The organism is Burkholderia sp. BCC0097 (genome assembly GCF_902832985.1).
Lineage (GTDB): Bacteria > Pseudomonadota > Gammaproteobacteria > Burkholderiales > Burkholderiaceae > Burkholderia > Burkholderia orbicola.
The window spans coordinates 163,217-176,332 of record NZ_CADFDM010000010.1 but is presented as its reverse complement, the minus strand read 5'-3'; the positions used below and the strand labels follow the sequence as shown (position 1 = coordinate 176,332).

12 protein-coding genes are annotated in these 13,116 nt (G+C 68.8%); 5 read left to right on the top strand and 7 right to left on the bottom strand.

Annotation, left to right across the window (positions count from 1 at the left end; translation table 11 throughout):
* Positions 1-34: 34 nt before the first annotated feature.
* Genes HWX07_RS29805 through HWX07_RS29795 form a run of 3 tightly spaced genes read right to left on the bottom strand, consistent with a single transcriptional unit; the run spans position 35 to position 2,713 of the window.
* A complete protein-coding gene (locus HWX07_RS29805; RefSeq protein WP_175878713.1) occupies positions 35-1,057 on the bottom strand; it encodes a DUF2891 domain-containing protein in 1,023 nt (340 codons plus the stop codon).
* A gap of 19 nt (positions 1,058-1,076) precedes the next feature.
* Complete coding sequence (locus HWX07_RS29800; protein ID WP_175878712.1) at positions 1,077-2,027, bottom strand: DUF979 domain-containing protein; 951 nt, start codon at positions 2,025-2,027, stop codon at positions 1,077-1,079.
* Positions 2,024-2,713, bottom strand: coding sequence for a DUF969 domain-containing protein (locus HWX07_RS29795; RefSeq protein ID WP_175878711.1), 690 nt, complete (start codon positions 2,711-2,713; stop codon positions 2,024-2,026). The genes HWX07_RS29800 and HWX07_RS29795 overlap by 4 nt, the downstream gene beginning before the upstream one ends.
* A 271-nt stretch (positions 2,714-2,984) precedes the next feature.
* On the opposite strand from HWX07_RS29795, the gene HWX07_RS29790 reads away from it, so the two are divergent.
* A complete protein-coding gene (locus HWX07_RS29790; RefSeq protein ID WP_011548005.1) occupies positions 2,985-3,209 on the top strand; it encodes a hypothetical protein in 225 nt (74 codons plus the stop codon).
* 51 nt (positions 3,210-3,260) lie between these two features.
* Here the strand turns inward: HWX07_RS29790 and HWX07_RS29785 are convergent, their stop codons facing one another.
* A complete protein-coding gene (locus HWX07_RS29785; RefSeq protein ID WP_175878710.1) occupies positions 3,261-3,689 on the bottom strand; it encodes a hypothetical protein in 429 nt (142 codons plus the stop codon).
* A gap of 312 nt (positions 3,690-4,001) precedes the next feature.
* Between HWX07_RS29785 and HWX07_RS29780 the strand changes: the two genes are divergently transcribed.
* On the top strand, positions 4,002-5,006 hold the full coding sequence (locus tag HWX07_RS29780) for a chemotaxis response regulator protein-glutamate methylesterase (protein WP_175878709.1): 1,005 nt from the start codon (positions 4,002-4,004) through the stop codon (positions 5,004-5,006).
* A 77-nt stretch (positions 5,007-5,083) separates the two neighbouring features.
* A complete protein-coding gene (locus tag HWX07_RS29775; RefSeq protein WP_027808944.1) occupies positions 5,084-6,148 on the top strand; it encodes a diguanylate cyclase in 1,065 nt (354 codons plus the stop codon).
* A 52-nt stretch (positions 6,149-6,200) separates the two neighbouring features.
* On the opposite strand, the gene HWX07_RS29770 is transcribed toward HWX07_RS29775, so the two are convergent.
* Positions 6,201-8,450 carry an EAL domain-containing protein gene (locus tag HWX07_RS29770; RefSeq protein WP_175878708.1) on the bottom strand — a complete coding sequence of 750 codons (2,250 nt, stop codon included), beginning with the start codon at positions 8,448-8,450 and terminating at the stop codon, positions 6,201-6,203.
* 462 nt (positions 8,451-8,912) lie between these two features.
* Here HWX07_RS29770 and HWX07_RS29765 point away from each other — a divergent pair, with 462 nt between their 5' ends.
* Positions 8,913-9,635, top strand: coding sequence for a haloacid dehalogenase type II (locus tag HWX07_RS29765; protein WP_175878707.1), 723 nt, complete (start codon positions 8,913-8,915; stop codon positions 9,633-9,635).
* 67 nt (positions 9,636-9,702) lie between these two features.
* Here the strand turns inward: HWX07_RS29765 and HWX07_RS29760 are convergent, their stop codons facing one another.
* Complete coding sequence (locus tag HWX07_RS29760) at positions 9,703-10,494, bottom strand: uracil permease (protein WP_175878706.1); 792 nt, start codon at positions 10,492-10,494, stop codon at positions 9,703-9,705.
* Between the two features lie 93 nt (positions 10,495-10,587).
* Complete coding sequence (locus tag HWX07_RS29755) at positions 10,588-11,547, bottom strand: LysR family transcriptional regulator (protein ID WP_175878705.1); 960 nt, start codon at positions 11,545-11,547, stop codon at positions 10,588-10,590.
* Between the two features lie 158 nt (positions 11,548-11,705).
* On the opposite strand from HWX07_RS29755, the gene HWX07_RS29750 reads away from it, so the two are divergent.
* Complete coding sequence (locus HWX07_RS29750; RefSeq protein ID WP_175878704.1) at positions 11,706-13,025, top strand: MFS transporter; 1,320 nt, start codon at positions 11,706-11,708, stop codon at positions 13,023-13,025.
* The last annotated feature ends 91 nt before the right edge of the window (positions 13,026-13,116 follow it).

The following is a 13,116-nucleotide window of genomic DNA, read 5'->3' as shown; positions in this document are numbered from 1 at the left end:
GCCGAAGACCTCGCCGCCGGCGGGGTTTCGCGCGCTACGCGTCCAGCGCGAGCAACGCGAACGTCGCGAGCCAGTGCTCGCCCATGTAATCGCCGGCCACGTGCGCGAGCGCGCTCGCGAGATGCCGATCAGCTGCGTCGAGCAGCTTCGCACGCCGCGCATCGCCTTCCGGCAGCGCGCCGGCCAGCGAACGCTGGCACCACGCGCGGCTCAGGTTCAGCCCGTCGAGGTGCGCGATCTTGCCGTCGCTGCGGTCGCTGACCGTCGCCGGCTCGAACAGCGTGGCCGGCTCGCCTTGCGCGAGATCGGGCAGGAAGCGCGCGAACCAGCCGTCGAATTCGGCGGCCGGCAGCACCCGCCGCATCAGTTCGGCCTCCATCAGCGCGGGCGACAGGAATTCGTCGCCCGACGGCTCCCACGCCTGGCACGCGACGTCGTTCAGGTGCCAGCGCTTCGCGGTATCGACGATCAGCGCCGCGAGCCCGTCGCGCTGCGTGTCGCGGGCGAAATCGAGCGCGAGCGCCAGCGCGAACGCGGTGTTGAAATGCGTGCCGACGCGCAGCGGATAGGTGGCCTTCGGCAGGAACGTCTCGAAGCGCGACACGAACAGGTCGGCCAGCGGCGCCAGCGTCTTCGCCCAGCGCGCGGCCTGCGGCAGCACGCCCTTCAGCGCGAGCCGCTCGAGCTGCGCGGTGAGCGCGAGCAGCCACGCCCAGCCGTACGGCCGCTCGAAGCCGGCGTTGTGCGGCCGCGCGAGATACGCGCGCTCGCCGGCGACGTTCGCGTCGGTGAAATGCGCATCGACGGTCGCGACGATGCGCTCGGCCTCCGGCAGTGCCGGGTAGCGTTCGAGCACGCGCAGCACGAGCCAGTAGCCGTGCACGCACGAATGCCAGTCGTAGCTGCCGTAGAAGATCGGATGCAATGCGCGCGGGCCCTGCACGTCGTGCGGACCTTCGAGCGCATGCGTGAGCTTGTTCGGATATTCGCGGGTCAGGTGCGCGAGCGCGAGCGACGCGAATTTCGACGCGAGTTCGGGGGTGAGTCGGTCGGTCATGAGGATCTCGTCCATCGAATCAGAAGCGGAATACGAACGCGTACATCAGCAGCGTGTTCACGGCCAGCAGCAGCACGGCGGTCGGCCACTGCGCCTTGATCACGCCGTTCTTGTCCTTCAGTTCGAGCAGCGCGGCGGGCACGATGTTGAAGTTCGCGGCCATCGGCGTCATCAGCGTACCGCAGAAGCCGCTCAGCATCCCGATCGCGCCCATGATCGCCGGATTGCCGTGGAACTGGTGGACGATCAGCGGCAGGCCGATACCGGCCGTCATCACCGGGAACGCGGCGAAGCCGTTGCCCATGATCATAGTGAACAGCGCCATGCCGACCGTATAGGCCGCGACCACCGCGAACGGCGAATCGATCGGCACCCAGTCCTTCACGAGCCCCGACACCACGCCGCCGACGCCCGCGACCGCGAACAGCGCGCCGAGCGCCGCGAGCATCTGCGGCAGGATCGCGGCCCAGCCGACCGCGTCCATCGTGTGGCGCGCCTCCTTCAGCGCATGCACGGGCGAATCGCGCAGCATCGCGAGCGCGACGACGAACGCGACGATCGTGCCGAGCACGAGCGAGATCAGCGTCACGCTCTTCGGCTCGACGAACGGCACGAGCTTCAGCGCGAACGTGCCGATCAGCGTGACGAGCGGAATCAGCAGTGCGGGCAGGAACAGCCGGTTGCCGAAGCGCTGCGCGAGCGTCTCGCGCCGCCCGGCCGCCGCTTCGCCGGCCTCGTCGGATTGGCCGCGGCCGAGCTTGCCGGAGCCCGCGATCACCGCGAGCGCGATCGCGAGGCACCCCGTCACGAAATGCGGCAGCAGCGCGCCGAACAGGAACGTGGCCGCGTAGATGGCCCAGAACGCGAAATTGACGACGCGCCGCGGGTTCGTGCGATCCGTCAGGTTGAAGTACGCGAACGCGGTGAACATCAGCCCCGCGAGCGTGTACAGCGATTCGAGGCCGATCATCGCACGCCCTCCTGCTTGACCAGGCCGAAGCCGCGCGCGAGCCGGCGGTCGAGCAGCGCGAGGCGCGTGCAGTGGATCAGCAGCGCGGCGATCGCGGTCGGGATCGCCCATACCGACAGGTGCAGCGGCTCGATGGCGATGCCGTTCTGTTCGAGAAAGCCCTTGATCAGCAGGATCGACTGGATCGCGATGAAGATGTCCTCGCCGAAGAACACGGCGACGTTGTCGGCGCCCGACGCATGCGCGCGGATCTGCTGGCGCACCGCCTCGGGCAGCTCGCCGTGCCGGCCGACCGCGGCGGCCTCGGCCATCGGCGCGATCAGCGGCCGCACCATCTGCGCGTGGCCGCCGAGCGACGTGAGGCCGAGCGCGGCGGTCGCCTGGCGCAGCACGAAGTACAGCATCAGCACGCGGCCCGTGGTGGCCGCCTGCACTCGCGAGATCATCCGTTTCGCCTGCTCCTTGAGCCCGTTGCGCTCGAGCAGCGCGATCACCGGCAGCGTGAGCCAGATCAGCCCCATGTAGCGGTTCTCGGCGAACGCCTTGCCGAACGCGCTGACGATGTCGACGAGATTCAGCCCACCCGCCAGCCCCGTCGCGAGCCCCGCGATCGTGACCACCAGCAGCGCGTTGAAGCGCAGCGCGAAGCCGATCACGACGATCGGCACCCCAATCAGCACCAGCATTTCCCCTCCTTGTGTCTGGACGCGCGGCACGCCGGCCACGCGCTGCCGGCCCGGTTTGCATCGGGCTCGGACGGCGAAATCTAACACGAGACTTTATCGATAAAAAGTCGACAATTTGCCGGTTCGGGTAAACGTTGAAGCCGATGGACACCGTGCACGCGCCATGTGTCGGCCGCGTTTCATCGGACGAATCGGGCCGCCCGGCGCGCGTGGCGCAGCCCCGGGACGCCGACTACACTGAAGAGCATCGGCAACGTACGGGAGAGCCGCCATGATTGACGTATTCCAGACCATCGGCAGCCGCGCGTTCTCCGCTCATCTGGCGAAGGACGGGATGGTGACGCTGATGGAGCAACGCCATGAAGTCGACCGCGTGACGCTCGCGACCGCCTATGCCGCGCTCGTCGAGGAAGCCGAGCAGGAAGCCGACCTGCGCGACGCGACGGTTGAAGGGATGATGCGCGCGCTGATCCAGGGCTACGCGCGCAGCCATTGACGGCGTGGCGGCAGGCCCGCGGCCGCGCGGCCGGATGCGCGCTACGGCCCGCTACGCGGCGGGCCTGCCCGCGCCCATGCCGAACCACCGGCCCTCGCGCAGTTGCCGGTAATCGGCCTGCGTGAAGATCCTCAGCAGGTTCGCCACCGCGCCGTTGCTGGCGCGATCGCGTTCCGTCATGAAAGCTTCGACTTCGTCGCGGCCGGCGAACAGGATCGTGCCGAAATAACGCTCGCGCTCCGCGTCGGAGAGGTTCGTCGCGCTCAGCTGGTACGGATGGTGAAGCGCCGCGAACAGAAAATAGTAGCGCTCGGCATCGTCGCGCAGCACCCGCACCGCATCGGGTTCGACCGGAAAATCGCGGTCGAACGACGCGTGCCCGCTTTCGATGTGGATCCGGTACAGCAAACGGCCGTCCTGCTCGATCACGATCGGCGCGTACGGGTCGCGGCTGACGAGGACGGTATCGGGCGCGCTCATCCGGTTCTCTCCTTGCTTTTTTGTCGATGCCGGCACGGTAACATGCGGACTTTTGCGGCCTGTCGGACAGGATCGACCGGCCCGCTGGCAGGCAATGCGGCATCGCCATAGAGGAAACGTACTGAAACCGCACAATGCGCATATTTTTCGATTGCCGCCGCCCGCGCCGCATGACAGCATTCGGGCGTCGCCAACCGAAAAGAATGCCGCGCCGTCCGGCCGCCGATGCCGCCCGGCCGCGCCGAACAGGCTGCGCCCTTCCATGAACCCGGCCCACCTCCAACACCACGAACCGACCGGAGAATTCCGCTTGTGAACATCGGCATCGTCAACGACCTCCCGCTTGCCGTCGAGGCGATGCGCCGCGCGATCGCGCGACGGCCCGAGCACCGCGTGCTGTGGGTCGCGACCGACGGCCCGCAGGCCGTCGAACTGTGCTCCGCGCAGCCGCCCGACATCGTGCTGATGGATCTGATCATGCCGAAATTCGACGGCATCGAGGCGACGCGCCGGATCATGCGCTCCGAACGACCGTGCGCGATCCTGATCGTGACGAGCTGCATCGGCGCGAACGCGTGGCGCGTGTTCGAGGCGATGGGCGCCGGTGCGCTCGACGCGGTCGACACGCCGCGGCTCGGCGACGGCGCGGCCGGCGACACGACGAAACTGCTGCTCGCGAAGATCGACCAGATCGGCCGCCTGCTCGACGCACCGGGCGGCTCGCGCCTCGCCGACGCGGCCGCGCGCGGCGGCGCCGGCCCGCTGATCGCGATCGGCGCATCGGCCGGCGGCCCCGGCGCGCTCGCGTCGATCCTCGGCAACCTGCCGGCCGATTTCAATGCGCCGATCGTGATCGTGCAGCACGTCGATCGTGCGTTCGCGGAAGGCATGGCGCAATGGCTCGACGGCCAGACCCGGCTCGCGGTGCGCGTCGCGCGCGAAGGCGACCGCCCGCAACCGGGCGTCGCGCTGCTCGCCGCGACCGACGATCACCTGCGCATCACGCGCGCCGGCACGATCGAATACACGCGGGAGCCGGCCGCCACGCCGTATCGCCCGTCGGTCGACGTATTCTTCAACAGCCTGACCGAGCACTGGCCGGGCCGCGTGATCGGCGTGCTGCTCACGGGGATGGGCCGCGACGGCGCGATCGGCCTGAAGGCGCTGCGGATGAAGGGCTACCATACGATCGCGCAGGACGAAGCGACCAGCGCCGTGTACGGGATGCCGAAGGCGGCCGCGACGCTCGGTGCGGCGCGGGCGATCCTGCCGCTCGGGCGCATCGCGGGCGAACTGGCGGCGCTGGCGCGGATCTGAACCCCGACGATGACCACGCGCAACACCCATGCCTGCCCCTGCAACGACCGCGACAACCGCCACAATCCGCATCGACCATGACGATTGACCTGACTCGACCGCCGGGCGGCCCGACCGCGTCGCCCGCCGACGCGCCGGCGATGGTGTTGCTGGTCGACGACCAGACGATCGTCGCGGAAGCCGTGCGGCGCGCGCTCGTCGACGAGGAAGGCATCGACTTTCACTACTGCCCGCGCTCGGACGACGCGATGGCCACCGCGGTCGAGACGCGCCCGACCGTGATCCTGCAGGACCTCGTGATGCCGGGCACCGACGGGCTGAGCCTCGTGAAGGCATACCGCGCGAACCCGGCGACGCGCGACGTGCCGATCATCGTGCTGTCGACGCAGGAAGAACCGGTGATCAAGAGCGCCGCGTTCGCGTCCGGCGCGAACGACTACCTGGTCAAGCTGCCCGATCGCATCGAACTCGTCGCGCGCATCCGCTACCACTCGCGCTCGTACCTGAACCTGCTGCAGCGCGACGAAGCCTATCGCGCGCTGCGGCAGTCGCAGCAGCAACTGCTCGAGGCCAATCTCGAGTTGCGGCGCCTCACGCACTCCGACGGCCTGACCGGGCTGTCGAACCGGCGCTATCTCGACGAATACCTGGCCGCCGAGTGGCGGCGCGGCGCGCGCGAGCGCAGCGAGCTGTCGCTGCTGATGATCGACGTGGACAACTTCAAGCTCTACAACGACACGTACGGGCACGTGTCGGGCGACAGCGTGCTCAAGCAGATCGCCTCGACGATCGAGCGCTGCCTCGGGCAGTCGGGCGATTTCGCCGCGCGCTTCGGCGGCGAGGAATTCGCGGTCGTGATGCCGGCCTCGTCGCCGGGCGCCGCGCGGCTGCTCGGCGAGAAGATCCGCCTCGCGGTCGAGGCGCTGCGACTGCGGCACGCGCATTCGTCGACGGGCAACCACACCGTGACGATCAGCATCGGCGGCGCGAGCATCGTGCCCGCGCCCGGCCTGCCGACGACCGTCCTGATCGAGGCGGCCGACCGCGCGCTCTATCGCGCGAAGCACGAAGGCAAGAACCGGGTCGAGATCGATCCGTCGTCGACGCCGCCGCCGGGCGCCGGAGGATTCGGCGCGCACTAGGGCCTGTTCACGCCAATAACGGGCCCTAGCGGAACACCGGCCGAGCGCGCGCTTATGCAGCGCCGAGCCGGCGCGCGTAATCGCTCGCCTCCAGCGGGCGACTGAACAGATAGCCCTGCTGCATGTCGCAGCCGATCTGCTGCAGAAACCACGACTGCGCCTGCGTCTCGACGCCTTCGGCCGTGACTTTCATCCCGAGCGAATGCGCCATCGCGACGACCGCCTGCGTGATCGCGACGGAGTCGTGATGATCGGGCACGCCCGACACGAACGAGCGGTCGACCTTCAGGTTGTGCAGCGGAAAGCGCTTCAGGTACGCGAGCGACGAATAGCCGGTGCCGAAATCGTCGACCGAGATCCGCACGTTCATGTCCGTGAGCGCCTCGAGCATCGGCAGCACGGTGTCCGTGTCGTTCATCAGCACGCCTTCGGTGATCTCCAGTTCGAGCGCCGACGGGTCGAGCCGCGTTTGCGCGAGACAGCGGCCGACCGATTCGACGAGCCCCTCGTGAAACTGCCGCGGCGACAGGTTGACGGCCAGCATCAGGTCCGGCGCGATCGTGCGGCGCCACTCGGCCACCTGCCGGCACGCGGTTTCGAGCACCCACTGGCCGATCGCGACGATCAGCCCGGTATCTTCCGCGACCGGAATGAATTCCGTCGGCGACATCGGCCCGAGCTCGGGGCTCGTCCAGCGCAGCAGCGCCTCGGCGCCGACCGTGCGGCCGCTGCGCGCATCGACGACGGGTTGATACGCGAGCCGCAGCAGGTCCGACGCGAGCGCGCGCCGCAGCGACTGTTCGATCGCGAAGCGGCGCTGCAACCGCAGGTTGAGCTGCGCGGTGAAGAACGTGAAGTGGTTGCGGCCGCGCTGCTTCGCGTCGTACATCGCCGAATCGGCGTTGCGCATCAGCGTCACGGCATCGTCGCCGTCCCGCGGCGCGACGCTGATGCCGATCGACACGCCGAGCCAGTACTCGTTGTTCGCGATCGCGAACGGCTTCGCGATCGCCTCGATCACCTCGCGGGCGAGCAGCGACAGACGATCGGGATCGTCGCAATCGTCGACGAGAATCACGAACTCGTCGCCACCGACGCGCGTGAGCGCGTAGCGGCCCTCCCCGCAGGCCGCGAGCCGCGCCGCGACGCTGCGCAGCAGCGCGTCGCCGGCGTCGTGGCCGGCCGTGTCGTTGACCTTCTTGAAGCCCACCAGATCGATGAACAGGATCGCGACGCGCGCCGGCCCGGCCGCCACGTCGTGCGCGCAGAACAGCTCGCGCATGCGGTCACCGAGCCAGCGGCGGTTGTAGAGGCCCGTCAGCGCGTCGCGGGTCGCCATGTAGCGCAACTGCTGCTGCGCTTCGCGCACGGGGCCGATGTCGTTGAACGACACGAGCACCGAGTCGGCCTGCGTCTCGCCCGGCCTCACGATCGGTACCGCGTTGCCGCGCACCCAGATGATGTCGCCGTCCGCGAGACCGAAGCCGACCGTATAGTCGAGCATCGGCGTGGCCGTCTCGAGCGCGCGCCGGCTCGGCCAGTCGTGCGGGTCGATCGGCGTGCCGTCCTCGCGCAGCTTGCGCAGGATCACCGTCGACAGCCGGCGGCCGACGAGTTCGCCTTTCACGCGCATCATCCGGTTCGCGCTCGGATTGCTCGCGATCACGACGCCTTCGCGCGATATGACGAGGATGCCCTCGCTCAGGCTGTTGACGACGAGCCGGTGATGTTCCTCGCTGCGCGCGAGTTGTCGCGCGATCCGGTCCTGGTGCACCGCGAGGCCGACGCTGTTGCCGATATCGCGCAACAGGGCGGTTTCCTCGTCGCTCGGCCGGCACGGCCGGTGGTGATAGACGGCGAACGCGCCGAGCACGGCGCCCGCATCGTCGAGGAACGGCACCGACCAGCACGCGCGCAAGCCCAGCGGCAACGCGATGGCGCGATAGTCGGCCCACAGTGGATCGGTTTCGATGTCTTCGACGGCGATCATCCGGCGCTCGTACATCGCCGTGCCGCACGAGCCGGCCGCCGGCCCGATCGTCGCGCCGTCGATCGCCGCGCTGTACTGCGCGGGCAACGACGGCGCCGCGCCGACGCGCACGTGCACGCCGTCCGTATCGAGCAGCAGGATCGTGCAGGACGCGCCGTCGCCGAGCAAAGCCTCGGCACGCCGGCAAACCTCGACCAACAGTTCCGGCAGCGGCGTGTTGCGCGTGATCAGCCTCAGTACGCTCTGCTCGGATGCGAGCACTTCCGCGGCGAGCCCGAGGCTGTAGCGAGAACTTTGCGGTTCGGTATTCAATATGAATCCTGCCGTCTGTCCGACCGGGTCTGATGCGCCCGATTCGTTATCGATATTTCGTGCCTTTCGTACCCTGTCCGCTCCGGGTTTACGCCGATACCCGGTGCGCCCCGTTTTCGCGCGCCGAGCCAGGGCGCGCCGAAATGTATTTAACACCAATCCGTGACACCCGGCGCGCCTGCTTGCATCAGGGGATACGCTCGGTTGCCGCGCGGCCCGCCAGCCACGGCCGATCCGCCGGCAGGTTGTTGCAGCGCACGGAAAGCGGGCGCGCGGCGGCCGGGCTGTCGGGCCGGCTGCCGCGCCCCGCTCGTCGGCGCCGGCGCGATCGGCGCGAGCCGCGCCTGCCGGCCTCCCCGGCCGCGTTTTCGTATCCGTGATTCAATGTCGATCGAACCGGCGCCGCGCCATCCGCCGGCACGGCGATGTGAACCCTCATCGAACGACCTTCACTGGATCACCATGACGAACCCTGCCGAAATCAAGGCGCTCGTTTTCGATGTCTTCGGAACGATCGTCGACTGGAGAAGCGGTGTCGCGCGCGGCGCCGCCGCATTCCTGGACCGCCACGCGCCGACGCTCGACCCGTTCGCGTTCGCCGATGCATGGCGCGCCGAATATTCGCCGTCGATGGAAGAAATCCGCAGCGGACGCCGCCGCTACGTGCGGCTCGACGTGCTGCATCGCGAGAACCTCGTGCGCACGCTCGACCGTTTCGGGATCGTCGACGTGCCCGAGGCCGACATCGACGCGCTCAACCTCGCGTGGCACCGGCTCGATCCGTGGCCGGATGCCGTCGCCGGGCTGCAGCGGCTGAAGCAGCGCTACATCATCGCGCCGCTGTCGAACGGCAATATCCGGCTGATGGTCGACGTCGCGAAGCACGGCGGGCTACCGTGGGACGCGATTCTCGGCGCCGAGGTCGCCCGCGCGTACAAGCCGTCGCCGGCCGTCTATACCGAAGCGGTCGAGATTCTCGGCCTCGCGCCGGCCGAGCTGTGCCTGGTGGCCGCGCACAACGGCGATCTGGGCGCCGCGCGCCGGCTCGGGCTGTCGACCGCGTTCGTGCTGCGCCCGACCGAGCACGGGCCCGGCCAGACGACCGACCTGCAAGCCGACGAGACGTGGGATTTCGACGTCAGGGACCTGAACGAACTCGCGGATCGGCTCGGCTGCCCGCGTTGAAGGCCGGCGGCGCGGCCGGCCCCCGCGCCGCGATCGCGAGGCGTGGTACAGACATGCCAGCCCGCCGTTACTTCACGACCGCCCGCCATGCGGCTCGCGCGTAGACGAGCAGCAACGGCAGCAGCGCCAGCGCGAACAGCAGGCAGAGCGCCAGCACCCAACCCGGCCACTGTTCCGGATTGCCGCGCGCCCAGTAGCGATACGGCACGCTCAGGAATGCGATTTCCATCAGCAGCGCGCCGAGCGGCACGAGCCCGTTCAGCACCGCCGCGATGCCGAAGCGGGCCGCGCCGTCGATCTTCTTCCCGGCGCCGTACGCCGCGATCAGGTAGACGAAATACCCGATGATCGCGACCATCACCGCGCCGCCGGCCAGCAGCCCGATACTGCGCACGCTGCGCTCGTGCCACTGATGAGCGCCCTGCGGCAACACGACATCGACCTTCTCGCCGATGTCGGGCACGGCGCCCGAGCGAATGTTGCCCGGTAGCGTGATACGTCCGCCATCCGGCATCACGGCTTCCAGGATCGACGTGTACTTGATGCACCGGTACGACGAGGTTCGTCCCGAGCTGTCGCGGCGCTCGCAGGTGTCCCACTCGGACTGGTAGGACACGACGGTCGCTTCGTATGTCGGCGACACCGCCAGCGCGTAGAGCTCGTCGCCGATCCAGTACGCGAACGGGAACGACAGCGACACCAGGCAAAAACACACGAGCCACCAGAACGCGATTGCGCCGCCGGCCCCACGCTTGCCGCCCGTCTGGCGACGCACCATGCGCGACGCGAGCCAGTAAGCGACCACGCCGAATACCACCACGCACACCACGAAAACCTTGCCCGCATGCGTCAAAGCCATCTGCCCTCTCCCCGCTAGCCGGTCGAATCGCCGCCGGCCGTGTTGTGTTCCAGATCGATCATCGCGTCGCCGTCGCGCGCCGCCCGTCGGCCGCTATGCCGGCTCGCCGACGAAGCGCAGCGTGCCCGATTCCCCCGACAGCAGCGCGCGATTCGCATCCGCCGCCGCGCGCAGGTAATCCCACAGCGCGGTCACGCGCCGCAGCTTGCGCAGATCCTCGCGGCACGTCAGCCAGAAACACCGCGTGACGACCACGTCGTTCGGCAGCACGGGCACCAGCGCCGGCTGCGTGGCCGCCATGAAGCACGGCAGGATCGCCAGGCCGCCGCCCTGCAGCGCCGCGAAAACCTGCGCGATCACGCTGGTCGTGCGCAAGCCCGCCGTCGCGCCGGGCACCGCGCGGTCCAGGTACAGCAGTTCGTTGCTGAATGCGAGATCGTCGACGTAGCTGATGAACGCGTGCCGCGCGAGATCGTCGGTGCACGTGATCGGCGCGTGGTTCGCCAGGTAGTCGTGCGTCGCATAGAGCCGCAACTGGTAGTCGCACAGCTTCGTGACCACGTAAGGCCCGCGCTCGGGCCGTTCGAGCGTGATCGCGAGATCGGCCTCGCGCTTGGGCAGGTTGACGAAATGCGGCACCGGCAGCAGGTCGACCGACACGTGCGGATGCGCGGCGCGAAACCGCGCGAGCTGCGGCGCGAGGAAAAAGCAGCCGAACCCTTCGGTCGACCCGATCCGCACGTGGCCCGACAGCGCCTCGCCGGTGTTCGCGACCTGGTCGCACGCGGATTGCACGGTCGTCTCCATCGCGTCCGCATACGCGACGAGCCGTTGCCCTTCGGCCGTCAGCGTGAAGCCGCCCGAGCGCGACTTGTCGAACAGCAGCGTGCCCATCGCGGCCTCGAGCGCGCGGATGCGCCGCGCGACGGTCGTGTAGTCGACCCCGAGCCGCTTCGCGGCGCCGCTCGCGCGCTGCGTGCGCGCGACCTCGAGGAAAAAGCGCAGGTCGTCCCAGTTCAGGTTGCCGGAAACCGGCTCGGTGGCATGTCGCATCGGCAAGGGAAAAAAGGCGGGCGTCTCCGGGCCGGCCGTCGATATGCATAAATGCACATCCAACCGGTTTCTTTATCGGTACATCATGAATCTGCGCATAACTATACTCGACCGTGACCTGCGGACCATGAGCCGCGGGCAATAAAACCGGAGACACCATGCAGACCCGATCCACCCTCGATGAGCATGCGACCATCGCGACACCGGCGCCCGAGCGCACCGCGAAGCACTACCTGCTGGCCGGCTGGGCCAGCATGGCCGGCACCACGATCGAGTGGTACGACTTCTTCCTCTACGGCACGGCCGCCGCGCTCGTGTTCAACCGCATCTTCTTCCCGTCGCTGGACCCGGTCGTCGGCACGCTCGCGGCGTTCGGCACGTTCGCGGTCGGCTTCATCGGCCGGCCGATGGGCGGCATCGTGTTCGGCCACTTCGGCGACCGCATCGGCCGCAAGTCGATGCTGATGATCACGCTGCTGCTGATGGGTGTGCCGAGCATGATCATCGGTCTGATCCCGTCGTACGACAGCATCGGCTACTGGGCCGCCGCGCTCCTGATCGCGATGCGCTTCCTGCAGGGCATGGCGGTGGGCGGCGAATGGGGCGGCGCGGTGCTGATGGCCGTCGAGCACGCGCCGAAGGGCCGCAAGGGGCTGTTCGGCAGCCTGCCGCAGACGGGTGTCGGGCTCGGCCTGATCCTGTCGTCGGTGGCGATGGCCGCGGTGGCCGCGCTGCCGGAAGCCGACATGCTGTCGTGGGGCTGGCGCGTGCCGTTCCTCGCGAGCATCGCGCTCGTCGGCCTCGGCTGGTTCATCCGCGCGAAGGTGCCGGAATCGCCCGACTTCGAGAAGGTCCGCAAGCAGGGCAAGGCCGAGAAATCGCCGGTCACGGCCGCGCTGCGCCGCCATCCGCGCGAGGTGCTGACGATCGTCGGCGCACGCGCCGCCGAGAACACCTGGTTCTACATGGTCGTCACGTTCGCGCTCGCTTACGCGACGCAGCAGCTGCATCTGCCGAAGGCCGAGATGCTGCACGCGATCACGGCCGGCGCCGCGCTGTCGCTCGTGACGATGCCGCTGTGCGGGCATCTGAGCGACCGCATCGGGCAGCGCCGGATGTTCGCGATCGGCCTCGTGCTGATGTGCGCGTTCGCCGCGCCGTTCTTCACGATGCTCGGCACGCAGCAGACGTCGACCGCATGGTGGGCGATCGTGCTCGGCCTCGGCGTCGTGTTCCCGATCCTCTATGCGCCGGAATCGCTGCTGTTCGCGCAGCAGTTTCCCGCGGAAATCCGCTACAGCGGCATCTCGCTGTCGGTGCAGCTGGCCGGCGTGATCGGCGGCGGCTTCGCGCCGATGATCGCGACGTCACTGCTCAAGGCAGGCGGCGGCCAGCCGCACTACGTGATCGCGTACCTCGTCGGCTTCGGCGTGTTCGCGCTCGTGTGTACCGCATTGATGCGCCCGGCGCGCGCCTGAGCACGCCGGCCGGCACTCGATCTTCAGTTCGTCCTGCCGCCCGCCGCGCCTGCGCGCGTGGCGGACGCAGGCCCCCTTTCGTCATCGCACA